This is a genomic window from Formicincola oecophyllae (assembly GCF_006542395.2).
GTDB lineage: Bacteria > Pseudomonadota > Alphaproteobacteria > Acetobacterales > Acetobacteraceae > Formicincola > Formicincola oecophyllae.
Genome location: NZ_CP038231.1, coordinates 718,486 through 742,087 on the forward strand (window position 1 = coordinate 718,486; position 23,602 = coordinate 742,087).

22 protein-coding genes and 1 tRNA gene are annotated in these 23,602 nt (G+C 60.3%); 13 read left to right on the plus strand and 10 right to left on the minus strand.

Going from position 1 to position 23,602, the window contains the following annotated elements:
• Nucleotides 1-4: 4 nt before the first annotated feature.
• Nucleotides 5-415: a rhodanese-like domain-containing protein gene (locus tag E3E12_RS03220; protein WP_141443018.1), complete on the minus strand. Its 411-nt coding sequence runs from the start codon at nucleotides 413-415 to the stop codon at nucleotides 5-7.
• 129 nt (nucleotides 416-544) lie between these two features.
• On the opposite strand from E3E12_RS03220, the gene E3E12_RS03225 reads away from it, so the two are divergent.
• Nucleotides 545-1,144 (plus strand): NAD(P)H-dependent oxidoreductase, encoded by a 600-nt coding sequence (locus E3E12_RS03225; protein ID WP_141443019.1) that lies wholly within the window; start codon nucleotides 545-547, stop codon nucleotides 1,142-1,144.
• Here the strand turns inward: E3E12_RS03225 and E3E12_RS09125 are convergent.
• A complete protein-coding gene (locus E3E12_RS09125) occupies nucleotides 1,110-1,589 on the minus strand; it encodes a superinfection immunity protein (RefSeq protein ID WP_141443020.1) in 480 nt (159 codons plus the stop codon). The genes E3E12_RS03225 and E3E12_RS09125 overlap by 35 nt on opposite strands.
• A 46-nt stretch (nucleotides 1,590-1,635) precedes the next feature.
• Here E3E12_RS09125 and E3E12_RS03235 point away from each other — a divergent pair, with 46 nt between their 5' ends.
• From E3E12_RS03235 to E3E12_RS03250, 4 genes are all read left to right on the plus strand, one after another.
• Nucleotides 1,636-2,214 (plus strand): TetR/AcrR family transcriptional regulator, encoded by a 579-nt coding sequence (locus E3E12_RS03235; RefSeq protein ID WP_168194368.1) that lies wholly within the window; start codon nucleotides 1,636-1,638, stop codon nucleotides 2,212-2,214.
• A 258-nt stretch (nucleotides 2,215-2,472) separates the two neighbouring features.
• A complete protein-coding gene (locus tag E3E12_RS03240) occupies nucleotides 2,473-3,186 on the plus strand; it encodes an alpha/beta fold hydrolase (protein ID WP_141443022.1) in 714 nt (237 codons plus the stop codon).
• A 51-nt stretch (nucleotides 3,187-3,237) separates the two neighbouring features.
• Nucleotides 3,238-4,251: an alcohol dehydrogenase catalytic domain-containing protein gene (locus tag E3E12_RS03245; RefSeq protein ID WP_206338663.1), complete on the plus strand. Its 1,014-nt coding sequence runs from the start codon at nucleotides 3,238-3,240 to the stop codon at nucleotides 4,249-4,251.
• A gap of 155 nt (nucleotides 4,252-4,406) precedes the next feature.
• Complete coding sequence (locus E3E12_RS03250; protein WP_141443023.1) at nucleotides 4,407-5,276, plus strand: class I SAM-dependent methyltransferase; 870 nt, start codon at nucleotides 4,407-4,409, stop codon at nucleotides 5,274-5,276.
• A 134-nt stretch (nucleotides 5,277-5,410) separates the two neighbouring features.
• On the opposite strand, the gene E3E12_RS03255 is transcribed toward E3E12_RS03250, so the two are convergent.
• The 4 genes from E3E12_RS03255 to gyrA all read right to left on the minus strand — a co-directional run bounded on the left by E3E12_RS03255 (nucleotide 5,411) and on the right by gyrA (nucleotide 9,737).
• Nucleotides 5,411-5,486 (minus strand) — tRNA-Lys (locus tag E3E12_RS03255).
• Nucleotides 5,487-5,744: 258 nt separating this feature from the next.
• Nucleotides 5,745-6,227 (minus strand): peptidylprolyl isomerase, encoded by a 483-nt coding sequence (locus E3E12_RS03260; protein WP_141443024.1) that lies wholly within the window; start codon nucleotides 6,225-6,227, stop codon nucleotides 5,745-5,747.
• 82 nt (nucleotides 6,228-6,309) lie between these two features.
• Entirely contained in the window at nucleotides 6,310-6,858 is a 549-nt protein-coding gene (gene coaD / locus E3E12_RS03265) for a pantetheine-phosphate adenylyltransferase (protein WP_141443025.1), read from the minus strand.
• Nucleotides 6,855-9,737, minus strand: coding sequence for a DNA gyrase subunit A (gyrA, locus tag E3E12_RS03270; protein WP_141444036.1), 2,883 nt, complete (start codon nucleotides 9,735-9,737; stop codon nucleotides 6,855-6,857). Before gyrA ends, coaD begins: the two co-directional genes overlap by 4 nt.
• A 214-nt stretch (nucleotides 9,738-9,951) precedes the next feature.
• On the opposite strand from gyrA, the gene E3E12_RS03275 reads away from it, so the two are divergent.
• From E3E12_RS03275 to E3E12_RS03290, 4 genes are all read left to right on the plus strand, one after another.
• Complete coding sequence (locus E3E12_RS03275; RefSeq protein ID WP_141443026.1) at nucleotides 9,952-11,418, plus strand: anthranilate synthase component I family protein; 1,467 nt, start codon at nucleotides 9,952-9,954, stop codon at nucleotides 11,416-11,418.
• Complete coding sequence (locus E3E12_RS03280) at nucleotides 11,415-12,335, plus strand: aminotransferase class IV (RefSeq protein ID WP_168194369.1); 921 nt, start codon at nucleotides 11,415-11,417, stop codon at nucleotides 12,333-12,335. The genes E3E12_RS03275 and E3E12_RS03280 overlap by 4 nt, the downstream gene beginning before the upstream one ends.
• A gap of 19 nt (nucleotides 12,336-12,354) precedes the next feature.
• Nucleotides 12,355-13,353 carry a hypothetical protein gene (locus E3E12_RS03285; protein WP_141443028.1) on the plus strand — a complete coding sequence of 333 codons (999 nt, stop codon included), beginning with the start codon at nucleotides 12,355-12,357 and terminating at the stop codon, nucleotides 13,351-13,353.
• A 90-nt stretch (nucleotides 13,354-13,443) separates the two neighbouring features.
• A complete protein-coding gene (locus tag E3E12_RS03290) occupies nucleotides 13,444-15,687 on the plus strand; it encodes a S9 family peptidase (protein ID WP_141443029.1) in 2,244 nt (747 codons plus the stop codon).
• 44 nt (nucleotides 15,688-15,731) lie between these two features.
• Here the strand turns inward: E3E12_RS03290 and E3E12_RS03295 are convergent, their stop codons facing one another.
• Together E3E12_RS03295 and E3E12_RS03300 are read right to left on the minus strand one after the other, a co-directional pair.
• Nucleotides 15,732-16,772: a zinc-binding alcohol dehydrogenase family protein gene (locus tag E3E12_RS03295; RefSeq protein ID WP_168194370.1), complete on the minus strand. Its 1,041-nt coding sequence runs from the start codon at nucleotides 16,770-16,772 to the stop codon at nucleotides 15,732-15,734.
• A gap of 246 nt (nucleotides 16,773-17,018) precedes the next feature.
• Complete coding sequence (locus E3E12_RS03300) at nucleotides 17,019-17,510, minus strand: hypothetical protein (protein WP_141443031.1); 492 nt, start codon at nucleotides 17,508-17,510, stop codon at nucleotides 17,019-17,021.
• Nucleotides 17,511-17,827: 317 nt separating this feature from the next.
• Here E3E12_RS03300 and ykgO point away from each other — a divergent pair, with 317 nt between their 5' ends.
• The 3 genes from ykgO (at nucleotide 17,828) to E3E12_RS03315 (ending at nucleotide 19,213) form a co-directional block, all read left to right on the plus strand.
• Complete coding sequence (gene ykgO, locus E3E12_RS03305; RefSeq protein WP_141443032.1) at nucleotides 17,828-17,953, plus strand: type B 50S ribosomal protein L36; 126 nt, start codon at nucleotides 17,828-17,830, stop codon at nucleotides 17,951-17,953.
• Between the two features lie 38 nt (nucleotides 17,954-17,991).
• Complete coding sequence (locus E3E12_RS03310) at nucleotides 17,992-18,627, plus strand: tetratricopeptide repeat protein (protein ID WP_141443033.1); 636 nt, start codon at nucleotides 17,992-17,994, stop codon at nucleotides 18,625-18,627.
• A gap of 307 nt (nucleotides 18,628-18,934) precedes the next feature.
• Nucleotides 18,935-19,213 carry a hypothetical protein gene (locus E3E12_RS03315; protein WP_149498243.1) on the plus strand — a complete coding sequence of 93 codons (279 nt, stop codon included), beginning with the start codon at nucleotides 18,935-18,937 and terminating at the stop codon, nucleotides 19,211-19,213.
• Between the two features lie 74 nt (nucleotides 19,214-19,287).
• On the opposite strand, the gene E3E12_RS03320 is transcribed toward E3E12_RS03315, so the two are convergent.
• On the minus strand, nucleotides 19,288-21,573 hold the full coding sequence (locus E3E12_RS03320) for a primosomal protein N' (protein WP_141443035.1): 2,286 nt from the start codon (nucleotides 21,571-21,573) through the stop codon (nucleotides 19,288-19,290).
• Nucleotides 21,574-21,723: 150 nt separating this feature from the next.
• Here E3E12_RS03320 and E3E12_RS03325 point away from each other — a divergent pair, with 150 nt between their 5' ends.
• On the plus strand, nucleotides 21,724-22,737 hold the full coding sequence (locus E3E12_RS03325) for an aspartyl protease family protein (RefSeq protein ID WP_168194372.1): 1,014 nt from the start codon (nucleotides 21,724-21,726) through the stop codon (nucleotides 22,735-22,737).
• Between the two features lie 46 nt (nucleotides 22,738-22,783).
• Here the strand turns inward: E3E12_RS03325 and E3E12_RS03330 are convergent, their stop codons facing one another.
• Nucleotides 22,784-23,533 carry an ankyrin repeat domain-containing protein gene (locus E3E12_RS03330; protein ID WP_141443037.1) on the minus strand — a complete coding sequence of 250 codons (750 nt, stop codon included), beginning with the start codon at nucleotides 23,531-23,533 and terminating at the stop codon, nucleotides 22,784-22,786.
• Between the last annotated feature and the right edge of the window lie 69 nt (nucleotides 23,534-23,602).

The window sequence follows — 23,602 nt, forward strand, 5'->3', positions numbered from 1 at the left end:
GCGCTCAGCCCCTAGCAGGCTGGGTGGGCAGGCCCTGTGCAGCCCACCCTTGCTGGGGCGCATGGGGATTAACAAACCCACCCCTGACATTGATGGCTTCCCCATAGCCCGCCTGGCGCGCCAGCTGTGCTGCTGCAGCGCTGCGCACACCGCTGCGACACAGGAACAGCACAGGCACAGGCACCTCTTTGGGCACGGCCTTTTCCAAAGCGTTGATGAAGCTTTGCAGGTCACGTTCAGTGGCAGCGCCCATAGGCCACGGCAAGCACACCAGGCGTTGGGGTGCGCCCCCAAGGCCTGCCAGGTCAGCCACGCCTGTAGTGGCCCATTCCCCTGGCGTGCGCACATCTACCAAGATGGAATCTGGGTTGGCATGGAGGACATCCCACGCCTGATTCACGTCAAGCTCTTTCATTATGCGTTTTCCTAGCCCTGTTTTAAGTTCATGTTCTAAGTTCAAGCCTGTTCATACGTCAGGCGCCCGCCCCCTCCGCAGGGCTTGGGCAGGGCTCGCTTTGAGCTAGCGCATTTTAAGGAAAAATTCATGACCCAATCCGTTCTCATCCTGGATGGCGGGCGCGATTTCGCCCATTCCAAAGGCAGGCTCAATCATGCCCTGGCCGATCTGGCGGCCGAAACGCTGCAGGACATGGGATTCCAGCCTGTCATTACCCGCATTGGTACAGATTACGACCTGGAGCGGGAAGTGGAGCGTATCCTGCAGGCCGCGGCGTTAATTTGGCAGGCGCCAGCCTGGTGGATGGGCGTGCCTTGGACAGTGAAGAAATACATGGATGAGGTGTTCACCGCAGGCCACGGCAAGGTCTACGCCAATGATGGCCGCACCCGCAGCGACCCCAGCAAGCACTACGGTTCAGGGGGCCTTTTGCAGGGTAAGCATTACATGCTTTCCGTCACTTGGAATGCTCCTGTCCAGGCTTTCACCGATCCAGCTGATTTTTTTGAAGGCAAAGGGGTGGACGGCGTCTATTTCCCCTTCCACAAGGCCAACCAGTTCCTGGGGCTGGCGCCATTGCCCACCTTCATGGCCAATGACGTGATGAAGGACCCCCACATTGAAAATGACTTCACCCGTTACCGTAGCCACCTCAATGCGGCATTCCAGCCTTTGTTGAAGTGCTGAACGACTCGCCACCCCCGGCAAGGGGTGGCGGCGTGAGGGGGGCTGGTTTGCGGGGCAGGAGGCTGGCCCATACCAGCAGGCAAACCCACCCAGCACCTGTCCACCCCAGTGCTAGGTTGAGGCCAAACAACCACCTTTGGCGTGTGCTGCAGCGCCAATGCCCAACGCAAAAAGGCAGGAAGTAAAGCCACGCCATGCAGCCCAGACCCAAGGCCAGCATCAGCGACCCTACGATGCCCCCAAACGCCATGAGGTAAGGGTGCGGCTGAAAAAGACTTTGAAAACCATAGCCCAAACCATGCCATGTCCAGGAGGATAGGTACCACCATAGGGAGGGGGGGGTGTAGAACGGGTTTTCCATGCTGTATCCCTTCCAGGCAAGCAGGCGTAAACGCAGGGGAAGGCCCAACCATTGGACGCCCTTGGCTGAGCTTGGGCGATCCATGATAGGGACAAGGTCTGTTTCTGTTCACTTTGCACAGGCATGTTCCTTGGCCAGACCACGCACCTTCGATGAAAATGACGTCCTGCTCAAGGCGTTGGACGTGTTCAAAGCCAAAGGGTTCAAGGCGACCTCCCTGGCTGAACTGCTGACGGCCACGCAGTTGAGCCGCAGCAGCTTCTACAGCTGCTTTGGCAGCAAGCGGCAGCTTTTCATGCGCGCTTTTGAAGCCAACCGCCAAGCCCGCCTGTCCAGGCTTGCCCATTTCCTGGATGGCACCCCTGACGTCCGCCAAGGGGTAAAGGATTTTTTCCAAGCATTACTGGAACCACCCCAGGCCACGTCCGCCCAGTGCCTAAGTTGCACAGAGTCTGCCGCACTGGCCCCCCATGATGACGTTATGCGTTCCATGCTGGAGCGCGACCGCAAAGGCTTGGAGGACAAGCTGACAGCAGCTTTGGAGCGTGGCCAGGCAAACCACACCATCAACCAAGCTGCGCCTGCGCGCTCCCTCGCCCAAGCGTTGCTGGTGCTTTACCAGGGTGTTCAAGTTATGCGGCGCACAGGCATGGCCCTGCCCGTACTGCGGGAAGCGGTGGTGGTATCACTGGCCATTCTGGCGCCGTGAAAATAATTCTGGAACGTTTGGTCCAAAACCCATAAGCTTGCTTCAGGGCAGCAATGGCGCGCTTCCTAAACTGGGAAATAGGTGGAGGCGTGGCGGTTGAATTCCCCTCCATCACGTGGATCGAGGTCTGCGCACGCCATACCTACCATCCATAGACTGCTCACTAGCTGTGCCTGCCATGGCTCGGCGCGGCTTGCCTGAACAAAGGGCGGCGCAGACAGGCAACCTTCCACCAACCCCGTACCAAAGGATTGCACCATGACAACGCACACGCCCCAAACATCCCCCGCAGACAGGCCAACCATCGTCCTCATCCATGGGCTTTGGGGGGATGCTGCCCATTGGGGAGAAGTCATCGCGGCCTTGGGCAAACGAGGCCACCATAAGGTCCGCGCTGTGGAAAACCCCTTGACGTCCCTACCAGACGACGCCGAGCGCACCCGCAAGCTGGTGGAGACCATCGAAGAGCCTGTGGTTTTGGTCGGCCATTCCTATGGCGGTGAGGTCATCACGGAAATGGGCGACCTGCCGAATGTCAAGGCGCTTGTCTACATCTCCGCCTGGGCACCTGCGAAAGGCCAGTGCGCTGATGATCTGTGCAAAGCTGCCCCAGCGCCTGGCTTGGCTGCCGTCAGCAAGGACAAGTTCGGCTATCTGTGGATTGAGCCAAGCAAGTTTCATGCGTTCTTCTGCCAAGACGTGCCAGAGGAGAAGGCGCACATCATGGCGGTAACGCAGAAAGCCCCCCTTGCCGGCTTGCTTCAAGACCGCACCACAGCAGCGGCTTGGGAGAACAAACCCAGCTGGTACCAGCTCTCCACCCAGGACCGCATGATTTTGCCAGCGCAGCAACGTGAATTCGCCGAGCGCGTTAAAGCACGGCGCATTTTGGAATTGCCCACAAGCCATGCACCGATGGCCACCCACCCTGACGCCATCGCTGAGCTGATCCTGGAAGCGGCTCAGGCCTGAAGAAGCACCCCGGCCACCCTCCTTGAACCACAACGCAAAGGTTGCAGCACCATGACTCAAACAGCTTCCGCCATCCCCACCACCATGAATGCCGTCGTGCTGGATAAGTTTGGCGAACCTGAGGATGTCCTCCACCCCGGCACTATGCCAACGCCCACCATCGGCCCTGACCAGGTTCTGGTGAAGACCATCATGGCCCCGATCCACAATCACCATCTGTGGATCGCCCGCGGCCTTTATGGTATCCGGCCACCCCTACCAGCAGTGGATGGCGATGAAGCAGTCGGCACCATTGCAGCCGTTGGCGCTAACGTAAAAGGCTTGGCGGTGGGGCAGCGCGTGGCCTGTGCACGGGCCCTGGGCACATGGGCGCAGTATTTCGCAGCCCCTGCAGACCTGGTGGTGCCCGTGCCTGAGGGGATTGATGATGAAACAGCTTCTCAGATGCTCATCATGCCCATGAGCGCACTAATGCTGCTTGATTCGCTCCACCTCAAAGCCGGTGACTGGCTCATCCACAACGCCGCCAATGGCGCTGTAGGCAAAGCATTGGCTATCATGGCCAAAGGGCGCGGCATCCACACCATCAACCTGGTGCGCAGCCCCAAAGCTCTTGATGAAATGGTGGCTGCAGGCATCACAGCAGGGAATATCTCCACAGCTCAGACAGATTGGACGCAGCAGGCAGCCAAGCTGATGGGCGGCAACCATGCCGCTGCTGCTGTGGATGGCATTGGGGGGCCGCTTGATGTGGAGATGACGTCCCTGCTGCGTGAGGGGGGCGAGCTCGTCTCTTTTGGGTCGCAAGGGGGGCAGGCTGTAGTAGTCTCGCCTGCAGACCTGATTTTCCGCGCTATCACGGTGCGCGGTTTCTGGGCCAATAAAGAGGCCCGCTCACTGCCAGCTGCTGACAAAGCGCGCCTAGTGGGGGAGATCGTTGGGTTGCTGCAGTCAGGCCAGCTGAAAATGCCTGTGGCAGGCGTATACAGTTTCAGCCATATCACCCAGGCTTTGGAAGCTAATGCTAAGGCCGGGCGCAATGGCAAGGTCCTGCTCAAGCCCTGAACGCTGTAGAAAGCGCCCAACCGTTAGTGCCATGGCGCGGTCCTTGGCACTAATAATTAAAATCACCTTCAAAATTAAATCACCTTCAACTTGACATAACAGGTGGGGTCCATTGGAATTACGTGGAAATTTGACTTAAATCCTGGAGGCCCACCATGACCACCCCCCCTGCAGCGGCCACCCCCAAAAAAACCACCCCCCATCAGAAAGTTAAACTCCTTCTGTCCCTGTTGGACCGCCTCACCGATGGTGAAGGTCAGGCCAGCCTTGAACGGTTGGCAACAGACCCTGGCGCTGTGGAAGCAGTTGCCCGCGACATCGCCACCAACACGCCTGTCGAGGTTCTGGCGAAAACCATCCTCACTGACACTCGGCCCATACAAGGTGTGACCGAAGCTGATTACAAATATGTTGGCTTGCCACCTGAAGCGGAAAAATGTGATTTCCATACAGGCTACAACACTTACCTGCGCCCTCTACTGGGCAAACGGGCAGATGGTTTCGCCGCCATGTACAAAATGCTTGACCAGCAGGACAACCCGTTAATCATTGAAACTGGCTGTTTGCGCGTTCCAGGAAATTGGGAAGGCGATGGGCAGAGCACGTTCCAATTTGATTGGTATGCCCGCGAAAAGCGTGGCCATGTCATGACCATTGACATCAATGAGCTTTCCATCAACAGCGCGCGCCGCGCCTGCAGCAGCACAACCAGCACAATCCTGAATGATTCTGTAGCCGCCCTCAACGCCTTGAGTGCCAACGCGCAGAAGCCGGCCGCACTCCTTTATCTGGATTCATTCGACCTCGTCGCTTCCAACCCCATGCCCAGCGCCATGCACCACGCCATGGAAGTCATGGCTGCACGGCGCCTCATTGGGCCTGGGACCTTGCTGTGCATTGACGACTTCAATGTTCCCCCCCTTGGTCCAGGGGGCAAAGGCCTGATTGTCAATGAGTTCCTCAATGCCATCAATGCTGAGGTCCTCTATTCAGGGTACCAGAAGATCTGGCGTGTCGCTGTCTGAGGCAGAAACCATGGCACTGAGCGTGGACGTACGGCACAATCCACACTGCACGTCCTAGAACCAGCATGAAAAAACCCAGGGGAGTAAAACACCCTGGGCTTATTTGGCAGTTGACTGCCATTTCTTAAAATGAGTGGTGAACCGGGTGGGATTCGAACCCACGGCCATTCGATTAAAAGTCGAATGCTCTACCAGCTGAGCTACCGGTTCATGATGGCACGCTTGTCAGCGCCATGCGTGGCTGTGTTCCTATCAAGTCCCATAGCGACTGGTCAAGGGTGCGGCGCCATTTTTTAACAGCACCCCTGTAGGGACGCCATAGGGGCGGCGCTGCAGCCTTAGAGTTCAATCGGACAATCGGACCTCAAAAGCTGCCGCGCAAACGTGCCAACCCTGTAAAACCAGCATCAGGGCTGTATCCTTTACGCTGCAAGGTCATTTGCCAGAGCTGGTGCCAGAGCAGGCGTTTCAGGCCGCGGCTGGCTCCACATAGGCCTTGACGATCTTGTCAGGCCCTTCAACCATGCCAGACATGCCTTTGCCGCGTTTAATGCCATCCACGGCATCCATGCCCTCAACCACTTTGCCAGCAATGGTGTACTGGCCATCCAGGGAAGGGCATTTGTCGAACATGATGAAGAACTGACTGTTGGCGCTGTTGGGGTTCTGGGCGCGCGCCATACCCAGGGTGCCACGCTCGAACTTCTCGGTTTTAGAGAATTCAGCAGGCAGGTCAGGCAGCTTGCTGCCGCCCATGCCCGTGCCAGTGGGATCGCCACCCTGGGCCATGAAACCATCAATCACGCGGTGGAAAGGCACACCATCATAAAACCCCTCCTTGGCCAACGTGGTCAGGCGTTCCACAGCCTTAGGGGCCAAATCAGGGCGCAGAGCGATGACGACCTTCTTGCCGTCTTTGAGTTCGAGAACGAGGTTTTCATGAGCAGTCATGGAATGTTCCTTTCTTCAGCACAGTGTGTTGGCGCTGTGTGGTTTGGTTTGCAGCGCAATCGCGCCGATGAGCCACGTGGCTTTATGGAGATATTGGGGCTTGGCGCAGTTTCAACAAGACACGCGCCTGCACACCTGCTGGCACGAAGGGGGCTATGTCCCCCCCCAAACGTGCAATTTCCTTTACAATGCGGCTGGCTGTGCTGCGGTGTGTTTCACTTGCCAGCAGGAAAACGGTTTCCATGTGGGGGTCCAGACGCTTCAAAGCACCTGACAGCTGGGATTCATAATCAAAATCCCCTGAAGAGCGCAGCCCACGCACAACCGTTCCAGCGCCATGCTGGTGCACTGCATCCACCAAAAGACCACTGAACCCCACCACCTCTATGCGGTCGGCATGAGGCAAGCCCCTTGTTTCCTCCTCCATCATGGCCAAGCGTTCCGCCAAAGTGAGCAGTGGCTGCTTAGCGTTGTTGACCGCAACCCCCACCACCAGCCTCTCAAACAAGGCGGCGGCACGCGCGATGATGTCCAAATGACCGAACGTCAAGGGATCAAACGTGCCAGGGTAGAACGCAGTGCGCGGGTTGCGGGCAGGACCCGGCCCAACACGTGCTGAAGGTGTTTTCAAGATGGCTCCGCTTCCCCCTGCCCATTTTCGTTATCAGTGAAGGCAGTCGCGTCAACGGTCTCGATGATTTCGGCATCCACTTCCTCAAGCGCCGCTTCAGCGTCATCATCATTAGCCACCAGGAACACGCTAATGATGTGTTCGTCAGGCTCCACCCGGAACAAAGTCACACCACCAGCAGTGCGTGACATCACCCGCACCTGGTCCACAGGCAACCTGATGAGGCGCCCTGTGTCCGTCACCATCATGACGTCAGCCCCACTTTCCACCTTCAGCGTGCCCACGACCTCACGGCCGCGCCTGGAATTGAACTTCATGTTAATCAGCCCCTTGCCAGCGCGGTTCTTCAAACCATAGGCATAGCCTGAGGCACGGCGCCCGAAGCCTGCGTCCGTCACGGTCAGCAGGGTTTGCTCGGCAGCGCGCAGGGCCTCGAAACGCTCCTCGTCAAGGGGGGAACCCTCCAAGCCAGCAGCCAGAACGTCATCGCCATCAGCTTCAGCGGCGCTGCCTTCATCAAGGCCTGCGTCGTCGCTCTCCTCAGCCAGGGCGTTGTCAGCTGTGCTACGCCCGTTGATGCCAAGCTGGTTAGCCAAGCGCAGATAGGAAGCACGCTCCTCAGGGGTGGCTTCCACATGCTCAAGTACGCACAGCGACACCACCTTATCATCGTCCAAGAGCTTAATACCACGCACCCCTTTGCCATTGCGCCCAGCGAACACACGCACCGCCTGGTCCGTAATTTGGAAGCGAATGGCGCGGGCATTGCGGGTGGCCAAGAACACGTCCTGCCCCACGCGGCATGTTTCAACGCCGATCAGGTGGTCACCGTCCTCCAGCTTCATGGCGATGAGACCATTGGCGCGAATGTTGGAGAAATCTGCCAGGCGGTTGCGCCGCACATGGCCGCTGGCCGTGGCGAACACCAAGTGGAGGTCGTCCCATTCACCTTCATCCTGTGGCAGGGGCAGCACCGCCGTGATGGTATCATCACCCACATCAGGCAGCATGTTGACCAGGGCACGTCCCTTGGAGGTGGGCGCCGCTTCTGGCAAGTGCCAGACCTTCATGCGGTAGGCCTTGCCGCCAGAGGTGAAGAACAGCACCCATTGGTGGGTATGGGCGTTGAAGCTGCGCACCACGACATCATCACCACGCCGGCCAGCCGCCGTGCGCCCGCGCCCGCCCCTGTTCTGTGCCCTGAAGGTGGCTAGGGACGTGCGCTTAATAAAGCCATCGCGGGTGATGGTCACTACCATCTGATCAGGTTCAATCAGGCTTTCATCGGTCTCATTGCCCAGGCTGGCTGAGATCTCCGTCAGGCGGGGGGTGGCCATGGCGGCGCGCACGGCATGGAGTTCGTCACGCAAGACCTCAAGGCGCCTGGGACGCGAGGAGATCACCTCAAGCAAGGCCTTGATGCGCTCAGCCACCTCTGCCAACTCGCTTTGGATGCGCTCACGCTCCATGCCAGTGAGGCGCTGTAGGCGCAGCTCCAGGATACCACGTGCCTGCGCCTCCGTCAGGCGGACGCGCCCCCCCTCCACCTTGTTGCCTTCATGGTGGATGAGGGCCAGCAGGGGCTCCACGTCAGCTGCCGGGAAGTCGCGCGCCATGAGGGCGGCGCGCGCTGAGGCGCTGTCAGGCTCTGCCCTGATGAGGGCGATGACGGCGTCAATGTTCGCGACTGCCAGGACAAAGCCTACCAAAAGGTGGGCGCGTTCACGCGCGCGCCGCAGCTCGTAGCGCGAACGGTTGAGGATGACTTCCTCGCGGAAGCGCAAGAAGGCCTCCAGAACGTCACGCAGTCCCATGACGCGGGGGCGCCCCTCCTCCAACGCCACCATGTTAACAGGGAAGGTCGTCTGCATCTGCGTGAAGCGGTAAAGCTGGTTCAGAACCACATCAGGGGTGGCGTCACGCTTAAGCTCAATGACGGCGCGCATGCCTGTGCGGTCGCTTTCATCACGGATGTCGGCGATGCCCTCAATGTCCTTGGCACGCACCAGGTCAGCGATCTTCTCCAGCAAGCTGGCCTTGTTCACCTGGTAGGGGACTTCGGTGATGATAATGGCCTGGCGGTCCTTGCGGATCTCCTCAATATGGGCACGCGCGCGAACGGGGATGGAGCCACGCCCCGTTTCATAAGCCTGCTTAACCCCAGAACGCCCCATGATAAGACCCCCTGTGGGGAAGTCAGGGGCTGGCAAATATTCCATCAGCCCTTCAAGGGTGATGTCGGGGTCCTCCAACAAGGCCAGCGTGGCATCAATCACCTCAGCGGGGTTGTGGGGAGGGATGTTGGTCGCCATGCCCACAGCGATGCCTGCTGAGCCATTGACCAGCAGGTTGGGGAAAGCGGCTGGGAGCACTTCAGGCTCCATCTCGCTTTCATCATAGTTGGGTTGGAAAGGGACTGTCTCGCGGTCGATGTCGTCAAGCAGCCAGGAGGAAGCCTTGGCCAGGCGGGCTTCCGTGTAGCGCATGGCGGCTGGGCTGTCGCCATCGATGGAACCGAAATTGCCCTGACCATCCACCAGCATGACGCGCATGGACCAGTTTTGCGCCATGCGGACAAGGGCATCGTAAATGGAGCTGTCGCCGTGGGGATGGTATTTACCCATCACGTCACCCACAGCGCGCGCCGCTTTTCGGTAAGGCTTGTCGGCTGTAAAGCCACTTTCGCGCATGGCGTAGAGGATGCGCCGGTGAACAGGCTTGAGGCCATCGCGCACATCAGGCAAGGCACGCGATACGATAACAGACATCGCATAGGCCAGGTAGGAGGAGCGCATCTCTGCGGAGATGTTAATGGGCTCAATGTCGCTCCAACCAGCGCCTGGGCCGCTTGCAGGCGGGGCGGGGGGTGGTGCGTCCATCACAGCGATGGCGCTAGCGCCAGCCGTGTGGCCTGCCGCCTGGGGAAGGGAACCGGTGGCGCTTGCCGCGCTGTTCTGGCCATCATCATGGTTATTGTCGTCATGCTCGCCGCCGCTCACGGATGCCTCGCTGTTGCCAATGCTGCAGGTACTCTGAATTAATGTCGGCCATCATAACCCAAACCCCTTGTTCTTGCCAGAAAAGCCGCGAAAATTGCCCCCTTCCCCACCACCAGCGCCTTGTGGCCGTCCTATCACCGCCCCACAGGGGAAGTGGCGTGAAGTCCCTTGGCCTTTTGAAGGTTCAGAGGTCACTGTGCCCCTCAAGGCAGGTCAGCTGTGGCTGGACAGTGCAGGCCCCCTCACCGAACGCGCGCGCTGGTCACTTTACTGCCCGCGCCCTTCGTCCTCCTTCCGTTGGGAATGGCCAGGGCCACGTTACCTGCGCACTGCCCCAGCAGACGCTAGGCGGCGCTGGATGGCTGAAGGGCTTGAAGCTTTGCGGACCTTTAAAGGGGCACGGTCTGCAGCAGTGCCGGCGGAGGTCGCGCAGTGCGGATGGGGGTTTGGTGGTGGCTTGGTGGGTATGCTGAGCTATGAAGGTGCTTTGGCCCTTCAAGGGGTCAACAGCCGCCATCGTTTGACGCCAGCCCCACCCCTTTCAGCGTTATTGGTGCATGACTTCTACCTTTTCGACCGCCACGCCAGGCGTGCCTGGCAAGTGGGCGCTCCACCGCCACTGGAAGCTTGCAGGCAGCCACCCCTAAGCCCGGCACCACAGCCATACTGGCGCTCAGCCCTGGACGCCCCCCAATGGTGCGCGCGTGTGGAACGCCTGCGCGCTCACATCGCTGCCGGCGATGTTTTCCAAGCCAATTACACCATGCAATGGCATGCCCCTTTTGAAGCCAGAAACCTGGCGGCGCTTTACCAATCACAGCGAACACGCGTGCAAGCGCCCTTTGGGGCCTTCTACCATTTGCCCTCCAGCCCCCCAACCGCCAATAGCCTTAACGGCGCCAAGGGGCGTGGGGCGGAATTCGCCCTGCTCGCTTCCAGCGTGGAACGCTTCATTGCCCTTGACCGCCATGGCTGGCTGGAGACGCGCCCTATTAAAGGCACCGCTCCCCGCAGCGCCCAAGTGACCACTGACGCCCAGCTGAAAGCAGCTCTGGCCCAAGACCCAAAGGAACGCGCTGAAAACCTGATGATCACTGACCTAATGCGCCACGACCTGGGCATTGTGGCTGAAGCAGGGAGCGTCAGCGTACCAGAGCTTCTGCAGGTTGAAAGCTTTGAGAGGGTCCACCACCTGGTCTCTGCTGTGAGGGCGCGCTTGAAAGCGGGATTGGATGGGTTCGATATCCTGCAAATGACCACCCCACCAGGCTCAGTGACAGGTGCCCCTAAGCGCAGGGCCTTGGAAATCATTGACGCATTGGAGCCTGAAAGCCGTGGCGCCTATTGCGGCACCCTGTTTTGGATGGACAGCGCAACAGGCGCCATGGACAGTATGGTGATCATCCGCAGCGTTGCCTTCACAGGCCGGGGGGAGGGTAAGGGGCAGCTGAGCTTTGGTGCAGGCGGCGGCATCACCTGGCCTTCCCAAGCTGAGCATGAATGGCAGGAGGCGCTGCTCAAAGCTGCCCCCTTCACGAGTGCAAGCAACGCGCCATCATGACCTCCCTCAAGCCTGCCTCTGCTTCTGTTCCTGCCATGGCGTGGTTTGGTGATGGTCTGCGCCCCCTTAACACGCTTGCCCTCAACCCTGCTGACAGGGGGCTGCTTTTAGGCGATGGGCTGTTTGAAACCGTACGCGTCCACCAAGGGCATATGGATTGGGCAGCGCTTCATGAAGAACGCATGCGCCAAGGCTGTGGGCTGCTGAACATGCCAGCTTTGCCTGCAGGGCGCTTTATGGCCGCCCTCAACGCCACAAGGGCAGCCAACCAAGTGCTAGAAGGCTCCCTCAGGCTGACATGGACACGTGGACCAGCTGCCCGTGGCCTGGTTCCGCCATCCCCTGAACGGTGCCAGCCAACCCTCCTTATCACAGCAAGCCATAGCGTGGGCGCACCGTCTGCCAAGCCTGGACTGCGCGCCCCCGCAACCATCATGGTGGCCAGGCAGCGCCGCGATGCGGATTCCATTCTGGCACAGGTCAAAAGCCTTTCTGCGTTGCCAGCGGTGGTGGCACGCCTGGAAGCCCACCAGGCAGGCTGTGACGATGCTTTGATGGCTAATCACCATGGCCAGCTAGCTGAAGCCACCGCAGCCAATTTGGTGGCATTGATGGGTGAACGCCTGACCACACCACCGCTGCATGATGGGGCGTTGCCAGGCACCAGCCGGGCCAGGCTTCTGCAAAGGGGACTCGTGGTTGAGGGAAGCTGCACCGAAGCCACGTTGGCCCAGGCGCGTGGCCTGTGGCTGGTCAATGCGCTTGGCATCACCCCTGTGCGTGCTTGGCGCGATGGGCAAGGGCGCACCCATGATTTGCCCCTTCCAGGTACCATCACTGAAAAACTGCGGCATTTTCTGTATGACCGCCCCAAGTCACTTCCCAACGGGGCTGCTGGATTGCCAACCCCGTTTTGACAAGCAATAGTGCCAGACCATGAACCAGGCCGTTCCACCTGAAACGCACCAAGACCTTGAGGGCCTCATCCAGGCCTTGCCACCCCACTGGCGCAACTGGCTTGAAACCAACCGCCCTTTGATGGCACGCCCAGAAGGGGGGCTGGAACGCTTTGCCGCCACCATCCTGGCTGGCATTCCTGGCCTCAACCCTGAGGATGTGCAGCCCCAATATGGCTTCCGTGACCAGGAGGGGCGCAGCAGGCGCGTGGATTTCGCTTTACTGGGGCCAGACCGCAAACCGCGCCTCGCCTTGGAGCTTGAAGGGGGAGTACAGGCACCCACAACATCTCGAACGACAGCATTTGAGGATGCACAGGCCCGACAAAGCGCTGTCACCCGGGCATTGGGGTGCGTGCTGCTGGCCATCCCCCAACACTGGCAGGACGACCCCACCGCAGTACGCCATGAAGTAATGGCCGCCCTCCAGAAACCCCTTCTCAAGGCAGGGGGAGGACAACAGGCCCCAACAACGCCGTCTGCCATGACAATACCCGCCCCTGGCACCCCAACAAGCCCTTGGCGCAACGCTCGCCAAACATCCAATGCCCCGCCAGGCCCGCAAAAACGCAATCAATTCACAACAGGGGCAGCCATGCAGCCAAAACCACAAACCAACACGGCCCCCCCTTGGCACCAAGCCATGACGCCAAACCCCACCAACCGCCCTTACGCCCCTACCCAGCAGGAGCACACCCCAAGCGGCTGGCAGCCCCAAACCGCTTACCAGCAGCCAGCCCCGAGAAGCGCTCCCTTTGGTGGAGCTGGGGGCTTGTCGGCTCACCTTGAAAACGCGCCACCAGCTAACTTCTCAGCAGGCCCTACAACTATCCAGAACATAGCCAGGACGTTGCCCACACTGGCTTTGCTTTTTGGGGGTGGGGTGGCGCTTGCCTTCTTCAATGCCATAGCCGCCATGGCCGTGGGCGTTGCCGTTGTCGGTGTTGGCGCCTTGCTGGTCCTGCAACGCCACAGCTAAAGGCGTGACTTTACGTGCTGACCAACCACACCACCCTCTGAAGTGTCACAAATGTTGACGGCCCCTTGGCGTGGCACCACATGATTGTCCATGACGACATCTAACACGACCCAACCGCCCCAAGCACCTGTGCCAAAGGCCCCCCACGCGCCCCAGAGGCCAGTCACCCATGAACAGCTGGGCCGAACACGCACCGACCCCTATGGCTGGATGAAGGATGAGCGCTGGCAGGAAATCCTGCGCGACCCAACCTTGCTGCGCCCTGACATCAGGCAGCACCTGGAATGTGAAAACGCCTATGCTGCAGCCACCCTCCAAGCCACTGAAGAACTGCAGAAAACCCTTTTTGAGGAAATGAAGGCGCGCTTACCAGCAACGGACAGCTCAGTGCCCGTGCCTGATGGGCCGTGGCTTTATGGGCGCCGCTACCAGGAGGGTGAACAATACCCGCAGTTCACCCGCGCCAAACGCGGCCAGCCAGCCGGCACAGAGACCACCCTTAAAGGGGCTGTCGGGCTAGAGGTGCTTCTGGACGTGCCGTCACGTGCGGCCAACCAGCCCTTCTATAGCCTGGGCGGGGTGGCGCACAGCCCTGACCATGCCTTCCTGGCCTTTTCAGAAGACACGCAAGGGTCAGAAGTTTACCGCATCCACGTGCGTGACCTCACCACAGGCGCCCTCATGGCTGGCGTTGCTGAAAACACCACAGGCAGTTTCGTCATCTCCCCAGACAGCCAATGGCTGTTCTGGGTGCACCGTGACGACCATGGCAGGCCCAGTGCGATTTGGCGCAGGCCCCTTCAGGATGGCAGCGCCAAGCCGGTGCTGGTTTTCAAGGAAACCAATCCTGGCTATTTCCTGGAACTGGGGGTCAGCCTGTCACGCGACTGGATCATGGTCACGCGCGGCGACCATGACACCAACGAAACGTTACTCATCCCGGCCAGCCAGCCCACGGCAGCGCCCATCCCCTTTGCCCCCGTCAAGGCTGGTGAGCGCTACAGCCTCACCCATTGGGGGGACCGGTTCATCATCACCACCAATCACCTGGCCCAAGGCGCTGAAGGTGAACGGGCGGTTGATTTCCAGCTCATGCAGGTGGAGGACAATCCAGAAACGCTGCGCCAAGGGCGGGCAGCCTGGGAACCATTCCTGCCACACCAGGCTGGTCGTTACATACTGGGCGCCAGCGCCTGCCAGAACTGGCTGGCTTGGAGCGAACGTCACGATGGGCTGGAGACGATCCAGGTCATCAGCCGCACCAAGGCACTCCAAACCACGCCTGCAACCATGCGCATGGCTGCGCGCGCCATCAAGCCGCGCGAGGAGGCCTCCTCGCTATCGCTTCTGGGCTTCTTGGAATGGCAGCCTGCCGAAGGGGAGCCTGAGCTGCGCTACATCTACCAAAGCCCAACGACCCCACCCCATTGGTATGACCACAACCCCACCACAGGTGAGGACGCCCTGCGCAAGGTGCGCGCTGTGCCTTCAGGCCACAACCCCGAAGATTACGTGACCAAGCGCTTGCATGCGCGTTCTGACGATGGCGCGCTGGTACCTATTACCGTGTTGATGAAGCGTGGCCAGGCGCTGGACGCCACAGCACCTTTGCTGCTTTATGGTTATGGCTCTTATGGCATCCCCATGGAGGCCAGCTTCTCCACCACAGCCTTAAGCCTGGTGGACAGGGGGTGGATTTATGCTGTGGCCCATGTGCGGGGTGGCTCTGAAAAAGGTTGGAACTGGTTTCTGGAAGGGCGCGGCAAAAACAAGCCCAACACCTTCCGGGACTTCATTGCCGCTGCCAACCACCTTGTCGCTGAAGACTACACGGCGCCAAAGCGCATCGTGGCGCAGGGTGGTTCGGCAGGGGGCATGCTCATGGGGGCGGTCGCCAACATGGCGCCAGGTCTTTTTGCCGGCATCGCCGCCCAAGTGCCCTTTGTGGACGTGCTCAACACCATGTCTGACGCCAGCCTGCCACTGACGCCGCCTGAATGGCCTGAATGGGGCAATCCGCTGACCAATGCTGAGGATTACGACCTCATCGCCAGCTATTCGCCTTACGATAACATCACCTCCCAGCCTTACCCACCCATCCTGGCCATGGGTGGGCTTTCGGACCCGCGCGTCACTTACTGGGAACCAGCTAAGTGGATCGCGCGCCTGCGCGACACGGGCCAAGGGGGACCCTTCCTGTGCCGCATCAACATGGAGGCAGGCCATGGCGGTTCCTCAGGGCGTTACAAGCGCCTGGAGGAAAGCGCCCTTGTGCAGGCCTTTGCCATCTGGGCTGTGGGCAGGCAAGGTTTGGTTCAGCTCCAAACCCAATAAGCGGCCAGAAAATTGGCCCCCATCTGCCAGTGGCACCGTGTTGGTCAGGGATTTGCAAAACCCTCCAGAACGATCTTGCCCACTGTGCGCCCGCTCTCCAGCATGGTGTGGGCCTGGGCAAGGCTTCCTGGGTCCAACGGTCCCAGAAGGTCATTCAAAGTGGTGCGCACCTTCCCCTGGTCCACCAGCTGGGCCACTTGCGCCAAGATCTTGCCTTGGCGCGCCATGCTGGGCAGGTGGTAATAGGCAGGGGTGAACATCCATTCCCAATGAAGTGCCAGGCTCTTGCGTTTGAGGGAGACCACGTCAAGCGCCTTGGGATCGTCAATAAGCCCTATCTGTCCCTCCGGTTGGATGAGACCAACAATCTGCGGCAGGTATTCAGCTGTGTGAGAGGTGGAGAACACATAAGTGGGCGCTGGCAGTGACAGACCATCCAACTGCGGCTTGAGGGGATGGGTGTGGTCGATGACATGGTCAGCCCCCATGGCCTCTGCCCAGGCGCGGCTTGCAGGCCGGGAGGCCGTGGCCACCACGCGCGCATTGGTCAAGGCCTTGGCTAACTGAATGGCCATGGACCCCACGCCGCCAGCGCCGCCAATGACCAGCAAGACAGGGCCATCTGCCCCTTTTCCTAGCTGGCTTTGGGTGTCATCTGCTTTCTGGGGAATTTGAAAACGCTTGAACAGCATTTCCCAGGCAGTCAGTGACGTCAGGGGAAGCGCTGCTGCCTGCGCCCAGTCAAGTGTGGTTGGCTTGAGCGCCACCAGGCGTTCATCAACCAACTGGTAGGGGGCGTCAGTGCCGGGGTTCTGCAGGGCACCTGCGTAATACACCTCATCGCCTGGCGCAAAATCCTTCACCTCTGGCCCGGTAGCTACCACCACGCCAGAAGCGTCCCAACCTAGGACGCGTTCTTCGCCAGGCTGCAAGGTGCTGCGGATTTTGACGTCAACTGGGTTGACCGAAACAGCCTTGACCGCCACCAGAAGCTCCCTGCCTTGGGGTTTGGGGACGGCTTGGCGTTGCCAGGCGAAATCGTTTGGACGGGCGGCGACAACCTCCATGAAGGGAGGAATGGTCATTTTTGCATGTTCACTTGGCATTGGCTTGTTCTCCTCCTACGCCTGCTGGGTTCAGGGCGCTGGAGAAAAGCTAGGCAGCTGGCCAAAAGCGCGCAAGAACGCACAAAACCAGCCCCAAGTCACAAAAATGTTACTTCAATTCAACTAAAGTCCAAGAAGGAGGGCCTGAAAAACATAAGGGAAAGCCATGGCATAGCACCACTTGCCAGCTTTGCCTCTTCAACCAGCGCTGCAAACCTTAACGCCTCAATACTCCATGCCATCCTCTGCAGGGGGCGGCGGTGTGGGCGGCAAAGAAGCGCAAGCAGCGACCAAAGCAGGATTGCCAGCGCTGCCTGGGCAGGCAGCGTGGGCATCAGCGCCGCAAATGGCCAGGGCGTCCTCTGTGGCTGAATCAGCTACGTCCTGCGCCAGTTCGGTGTGGCCTGAATGAGGATCTTCCGCTATCTCAGCAGCCTGGTGGCGGGCCTCATGCATTTGTTTGATGCTCTCAAGGCAGCGTTGGCTGGCAGAAGCAGGCTGGGCGCGCAGCACCGCCAATACCTGGTTGACGCTGGTGAACACCCTGGCTTTCCTGTGCGCGTCAAAAGCATCCTGCTTAATGGCGTACTCTTCTGTCGGATCAGCTTGGGCAGGCACGACCATCCCTATGGCCACGCCCAGCAACCCACTGATGATCAAGCCAGCCGTGGCCCTGCGAAACAGGCGGCTGAAGGTGCTGCTCTCTAATGGCGCCATGGTGTTCCTCCCTGGCTGTGCCAGGGAATTCTGGCAATGCCTGGCTGGCTGGAAAAGCTGCCCATTCAGTAACGTGCAGGCCCGTGTAAATGCAATCACAAACAGCTTCACACCACCTAACCCCTTGACGTGCCCAGGCCGGAGAGGGTAATGGCCAAGGCAATGACAGCACGCAATGTGCCTAACCAAGCATTGCCAGCCTGCACAGTGCCAGCTTGGGCTGGTCCTGTGGCTGTGCCATGTCTGGTGGTGCATTCACATGCGAGAAGGGTCCGCTTTTCATCCGCCGGGCCTCGCACCTTGGAGCCCATGACGCCATGAAAATCCGCAATAGTCTCAAGACCGCCAAAATCCGTGACAAGAACTGCCGCGTTGTGAAGCGCCGTGGCCGCGTTTACGTCATCAACAAGAAAAACCCCCGCATGAAAGCCCGCCAGGGCTGATCACACAACCAAACCGGGTGGTTTTGAACGCCGCCTGCTTGGTTGCGCTGCGCGCCTTGCCAGCCTTGCTGGCAGGGCTTTGCGTGTTTGTGGCAAGCACTGCCTGGGCCCAGTCCCCTTCCAAAAACCCTGCTGTGCCTACACGCCATCACTCTGCAGGCGGTGCAGCGCTTAAAGCGCCAGAACACAAACGCCCCCTGCCTGCCCTGGCCGCTGCTGAACAAGCCTTGAAAAACGCCACCACTCACCAAGCGGCTGCTGAGGCTTTCCAGCGCGCTGAGGCACAGCGCATGGGCGCCCTCACCCCTGAAAGCGCCCTGATGCTTGACCAGGCCAGCCAGCTGGCCGCCAAGGGCAGCATGCAAATGGCTGAGGCCATTTTGGCCCAAGCCTTGGCATTGCAGGATTGCACCGTGTTGCGGCGTGAACGTGCCCAACTGCGCATGGCCCTCAATGACCCAATGGGCGCGCGCGAGGATTTGCGCCAAGCGCTGGCCAAAGACCCTGATGACGTTCTGTCCTGGCTGCTGTTAAGCCAGCTGGAAACCCAATTGCATGAAGGGACTGCTGCCATGGGAGCGCTTCAGGAAATGCAGCGCCGCGCGCCCGCCATGGAGCTGGACAAGGACGTGCTTAAAAAATTCAAAGCTGAGAACATCGGCCAGCCTCTTTGAAGTTGGCCTAGAAAGTTAGCCCAGAAACCAGCGCGACCAGATGATTGGTGCACCCGCCAAGGCCTGGGGGTGGTTTCGCACCCTGCTGTGGCAGCGCATGAGGGGCCCTACAGCCCGCAGGGCCTAATGGTGGCGCCAGGTTGCGGCGGGGGCGCCACGTTCAGGCCCCAATCAAATTGTAATTTCTTTCTACCGGCAGCCATGCCGGAATTCCGCGGCGTTCTAAGGCCTGTTATGCTGTGCGCTGTTGATGGACGCAGCCCTGACACCTGAAGGGCGCTGATTGTTGAAGAAGGTTGATGTCTGCATGTGCAAGCTGTTTTCCCGCACCTCAAAACCCTCTGCCTCACCGCGCCTTGAAGCCAGTTTGCTGAAGCCGCCCTTGCAGGAGATGGTCCGTTCGTCCCGCCGGAAATTCCGCACCTTGCGGCGCGTGGCTGACGGCAGCTTTGTCGCCTTGGCCTTGTTGAGCGTCATCGGCCCCAAACGCACCCGCCCCGCTGCCCGCGATGGTTTGCTGGCTGTAGTTGGGCTGGTGGGTTTGGTGGGCCTTGCTCGCACCGTTGTGGGCCGCCACGCTGATTAATAGCCGTGCAGCCTAGCCACGGCTTGCCTGAATGCGCCTCCTGAACATTCCCCATTGCGGCCTTTGGTCACGGTTCACATGAAGGAGACGGGGTCGATGTCTACTGTCAGGCGAACATCCCCCTGCCAGGAAAGTGACTTGGCCTGGCGCCCTGCGCTGTGCTCCTTTTCCACTTCGGCCACTTTCGCCAGCCATTGACGCAGCAAGGGCTGTAAGGCCACAGAGCGCTGCGTTTTCAGCAGCAATCGCTGGCGGTGGCGGCCACGCAGGAACGCCATGGGGGCAGGGGCTGGGCCCAGGATTTGTACGCCTGGCACCCCATGGGGCCCGACTGAAGCCACAAGTTGGGCCATTTCCTCAGCTTGCTCTGCTATGGGGGCGCTGACGACCAAGGCTGCCAAACGCCCAAAAGGTGGCCAGAAACCTGGCGCACGGGCTGCTTTCTCAGCTTCCAGGAAGCCTGCCATATCATCATGCGCCATGGCCTGCATGAGGGGGTGGCGCACATCCCAACTTTGCAGCCAAACCGTGCCAGGGCGTTCAGCGCGCCCAGCGCGCCCAGCCACCTGCTGCAAAAGCTGCATGGTGCGCTCACCAGCACGCAAGTCAGCTCCATTCAGCCCCAAATCGGCATCCACAACCCCCACCGTGGTAAGGTGGGGGAAATGCCACCCCTTGGCCACCAACTGCGTTCCAATGATGAGGTTAGTCTGGCCTGAAGCCACGCGTTCAATGGCTTGGCGCAGGCTTTCAGGGCTTTTCATCTCGTCTGAGGCCAGGCACAGGAGTTCAGCATGGGGCCAGAGCCTGCGTGCCTCCTCATGAATGCGCTCCACCCCTGGCCCAATGGCCGCCAACATGTCGCTTTCACCGCATTGCGGGCAGAACGCTGGTGCAGGTTCGCTGTGTTCACAATGGTGGCATGTCAGGCGCTGGTGGCTTTTGTGCTCCACCATCCAGGCGGAGCAATGGGGGCATTCAAACTGGTAACCACAGTGGCGGCACAGCGTTAGGGGCGCATAACCGCGGCGATTCAGGAACAGCAGGGCCTGCTCCCCCCTGTCCAAAGTCTGGCTGACGGCATCGCGCAAGGGTTGTGAGAGCCATTGACCAGGCGCAGGCAAATTCTTGGTCAGGTTGATGAGCTTGACCGCTGGCATGAGGGCGCCACCATGGCGCCTTGGCAGCAGGACATGGCCATAGCGGCCCTTCTCCACATTGGCGCGCGTTTCCAAGGAGGGCGTGGCTGAAGCCAGAATGCAGGGCGCGCCCGCCAACCTGGCCCGCACCACCGCCATGTCTCGCCCATGGTAAAGCACCCCTTCCTCCTGCTTGTAGGTGGCTTCGTGCTCCTCATCCACCACAACAAGGCCCAAATCAGCAAAAGGCAGGAAAAGGGCTGAACGCGCCCCCACAACCACACGGGCCTGTCCTGTGGCGCAGGCCATCCACACATCGGTGCGCGCCCGCCCCCCCAAAGCCGAATGCCAAATCAGGGGCGCACATCCAAAGCGTTTTTCAAAACGGCTTCCCCACTGGGCTGTCAACGCGATCTCCGGCAACAGGACCAGCACTTGGCGCCCCATGCGCAACGCCTGCTCAACGGCTTCAAAGTACACCTCCGTTTTGCCTGACCCCGTCACGCCTTCCAAAAGGGTGGTGGAAAAAACCGCCTTGTCCACCTGACTAACCAAAAGGGAAGCCGCTTTGCGTTGGTCATCTGAAAGCGTGGGGCGCTCGTAGTCTGGCTGGGGGGTAGGGTTCACCGCCCCAGAGTGTTCTGCCTGAACCAGCCAACCTTTGTTGATCATGCCGCGCACAACGGCTACGCCGCACTGGGCAGCGCTTGCCAGTTCTGGAACGGTTTTCGCTGTGCCTTGGCCAGCCGCAGCCCATACGCGCAAACGCGTTGGGGTGGCCGCCGCCCCTGTAAGCCCTGGGGGCTTTTCAGGGGCAACTGGGCGCCAACCTGGCACTGGCTGGCGCGGCGGTGTCTGCACAGGGGCGCGAACTGCCATGGCCAGCACCATGCCTGGGGGGCTCATGGTGTAATCAGCCACCCAATCCACAAAACGGCGCAGTGTGGCTGGCAAGGGCGGCACACCAGGCAAGGGGCTGCCCAGGGGCTTCAACCGCGCTGCTGCCACCGCTCCCCCCATGGCAGTGGCCGCCAGGGTTGAGGAGCGTTCTTGGGGGGTGTCCCAAACACATCCCACCACTTCCCGCCCTTTGCCGCGCCCAAGCGGCACATGTACCAATGTGCCTGGTGCTGGCGCCTGGCCCTGCACACTGTAATCCAAAGGGCCTGGGAAGGGGCGTGGCACCAGGACAGCCGCACGGCTGGCGGAAGGGGCAGTCATGATGGAGGTCTCCTTTTCACAAAGGGGCTGTGGGCCCTTTGTACCACCGCCTGGGCCTTTACGGGCGGAACTTTCAATCAAGGGCAGTTTCCCAACGCCATTTCAGCTAAGCTGGGAAAGGTCACCATGCACATCGGCAACAGGTTTCACATGCGCGCCCCTATCCTTGCTGCAGCACTCGTCCTGGCTGGCACCTTCACACCCCTCCCAGCCAAAGCAGCCCCCAGCTTCCCTGCCATGCCACCCAACGCCCACGCGGCACAGGCTTGCCGCCTGCACAACCTGGTGCGTGTTCCCTTGGAACTGCATGAAGGCATTCCCGTGGTGAATGCCCAACTCAATGACGTACCCATGGGCATGGTTGTTGATACAGGTTCTGAGGGGAGCCTTCTCACCCCCCAGGCCCTTGTGCCCCTGCATTTGGTTTCAGACGGCCATGATGATGGGGTGATTATCCAGGGAAGTGACGGGCGCAGTCACCTGGCCCCCTTAGCGCACATTGGCAGCCTGCGCTTGGCGCAGGGAAGGGATGAATGGGCGTTGGACAACGTCACTATGCCTATTGGCGTGCTTTCCAGCTTGCCACCGGCGCAACCCCCCGTCATGGGGCTGCTGGGCATGGACGTCCTGGGGCGCCATGACATTGAAATGGACCTGCCCGGCCACAGCCTGACGATCTGGGATGTGCGCAGCCAATCCTTGCTCTGCCCCGTGCCACCACCATGGCAGGGGATATGGCGCCATTTGCCAGCACGGCGCAGCGGCGACCGCATCATGGTGCCGTTTACCCTTGATGGGCAATCAGGGCTGGCGCTAATTGATTCAGGGGCGCGCTCGCTAGTGCTGTCAACACGCTTCGCCCACCGCCTTGGCGTCAATGACGCCACCCTGGCGCGTGACCCAGGTGGGCGCAGTAAAGGGCTGGGCACCAAGGCCAATGATTGGCATTGGCACCGTTTCCACAACCTGGACATCGCTGGGCAGGACACCCCCACCCCAGTGTTGACGGTGGCCCCCTTGGCTTTGGATGAGCCAGACATGCTTCTGGGCACAGCGTGGCTCAAAAACCATGTGGTGTGGATTCCAGCGCGTGGCAATGAGGTTTACGTGTTGGTAGCTGGCCCTGGGGGCGTGCCTGTGGCCCACATGCCCATTCATCCTTGACCCATTTATTCCCAACCATGGGGTGCTGCCCTGCGCCAAGGCAACCTCAGGGGACGCTGAGCAACTCCACCATGGCACCGTTGCCCTGCAGCCGCGCCAGTGAAAGGGCGTCCTGGCTGGCCTGGTCCTTCAAAGAACGTTCAGCACCCAAAGCAAGGAGCGCCTTGGCCGCTTTGGCGCGGCCAAAAAGTGCCGCCATCATCAGGGCCGTCTGACCTGCGTGGTTGCGGTGGTTCACATCACAACCCTGCGCGGCCAGGTAGCGCAGGATGGCCTCATTGCCCCTGAAGGCAGCACCCATCAAGGCCGTGTTGCCCTTCCTATCCTCTTGGCAGGGACTGGCGCCATGGCTGACCAGCGCCTTCACCGTGGCGAGGTGGTCATAGTAGGTAGCCAGGATGAGGGCCGTGTGGCCGCGCCCATTGGCTACATTGGGCGCCATGCCACGTTTAAGGAGCCCTGTGATGATGTCCTGGTCGCCAGCGCGTGCTGCGTCCAGCCAAATGGTTTCCAGGCGTTCCTCGCTGACGCCCAGCCGGGCTAGGGCTGGGACCTTGGGGGGCGGCCCTTTGTCAGCGCGCGAAAACATCATGTCCAGCTTGCGCTGAACTTCAGCCGCGCTCAGCTTGTGGGGGTGGTTAGCGCCCTGGTGATGCTGCCAAGCCAAACCATAAACGCAGGCTGCAATGCCTGCCACCAACACCACAGCCAATGTGAAAGCAGCCGTCCACCTGTTCCAGGTTGTGCTTAGGCGGCCGTGCTGTGCCGCCTGAGGGGTGTTTGCCGCATCTGCCATGAAAAACCCGCCTTTTCCCCACTAGATCCATGGTTCTGTTTTTCCCAGGTTGCATGGCCTGGTTCAGGT

What these genes read in the sequence shown, in the direction of transcription:
- E3E12_RS03245 (WP_206338663.1), top strand. Translation starts at nt 3,238, where the DNA reads ATGACTCAAACAGCTTCCGCCATCCCCACCACCATGAATGCCGTCGTG.
- E3E12_RS03290 (WP_141443029.1), top strand. Translation starts at nt 13,444, where the DNA reads ATGACGACATCTAACACGACCCAACCGCCCCAAGCACCTGTGCCAAAG.
- E3E12_RS03295 (WP_168194370.1), bottom strand. Translation starts at nt 16,772, where the DNA reads ATGACCATTCCTCCCTTCATGGAGGTTGTCGCCGCCCGTCCAAACGAT.
- E3E12_RS03285 (WP_141443028.1), top strand. Translation starts at nt 12,355, where the DNA reads ATGAACCAGGCCGTTCCACCTGAAACGCACCAAGACCTTGAGGGCCTC.
- E3E12_RS03240 (WP_141443022.1), top strand. Translation starts at nt 2,473, where the DNA reads ATGACAACGCACACGCCCCAAACATCCCCCGCAGACAGGCCAACCATC.
- E3E12_RS03315 (WP_149498243.1), top strand. Translation starts at nt 18,935, where the DNA reads ATGTGCAAGCTGTTTTCCCGCACCTCAAAACCCTCTGCCTCACCGCGC.
- E3E12_RS03300 (WP_141443031.1), bottom strand. Translation starts at nt 17,510, where the DNA reads ATGGCGCCATTAGAGAGCAGCACCTTCAGCCGCCTGTTTCGCAGGGCC.
- E3E12_RS03325 (WP_168194372.1), top strand. Translation starts at nt 21,724, where the DNA reads ATGCGCGCCCCTATCCTTGCTGCAGCACTCGTCCTGGCTGGCACCTTC.
- E3E12_RS09125 (WP_141443020.1), bottom strand. Translation starts at nt 1,589, where the DNA reads ATGGATCGCCCAAGCTCAGCCAAGGGCGTCCAATGGTTGGGCCTTCCC.
- ykgO (WP_141443032.1), top strand. Translation starts at nt 17,828, where the DNA reads ATGAAAATCCGCAATAGTCTCAAGACCGCCAAAATCCGTGACAAGAAC.
- E3E12_RS03225 (WP_141443019.1), top strand. Translation starts at nt 545, where the DNA reads ATGACCCAATCCGTTCTCATCCTGGATGGCGGGCGCGATTTCGCCCAT.
- E3E12_RS03280 (WP_168194369.1), top strand. Translation starts at nt 11,415, where the DNA reads ATGACCTCCCTCAAGCCTGCCTCTGCTTCTGTTCCTGCCATGGCGTGG.
- E3E12_RS03330 (WP_141443037.1), bottom strand. Translation starts at nt 23,533, where the DNA reads ATGGCAGATGCGGCAAACACCCCTCAGGCGGCACAGCACGGCCGCCTA.
- E3E12_RS03250 (WP_141443023.1), top strand. Translation starts at nt 4,407, where the DNA reads ATGACCACCCCCCCTGCAGCGGCCACCCCCAAAAAAACCACCCCCCAT.
- E3E12_RS03320 (WP_141443035.1), bottom strand. Translation starts at nt 21,573, where the DNA reads ATGACTGCCCCTTCCGCCAGCCGTGCGGCTGTCCTGGTGCCACGCCCC.
- E3E12_RS03220 (WP_141443018.1), bottom strand. Translation starts at nt 415, where the DNA reads ATGAAAGAGCTTGACGTGAATCAGGCGTGGGATGTCCTCCATGCCAAC.
- E3E12_RS03260 (WP_141443024.1), bottom strand. Translation starts at nt 6,227, where the DNA reads ATGACTGCTCATGAAAACCTCGTTCTCGAACTCAAAGACGGCAAGAAG.
- gyrA (WP_141444036.1), bottom strand. Translation starts at nt 9,737, where the DNA reads ATGGACGCACCACCCCCCGCCCCGCCTGCAAGCGGCCCAGGCGCTGGT.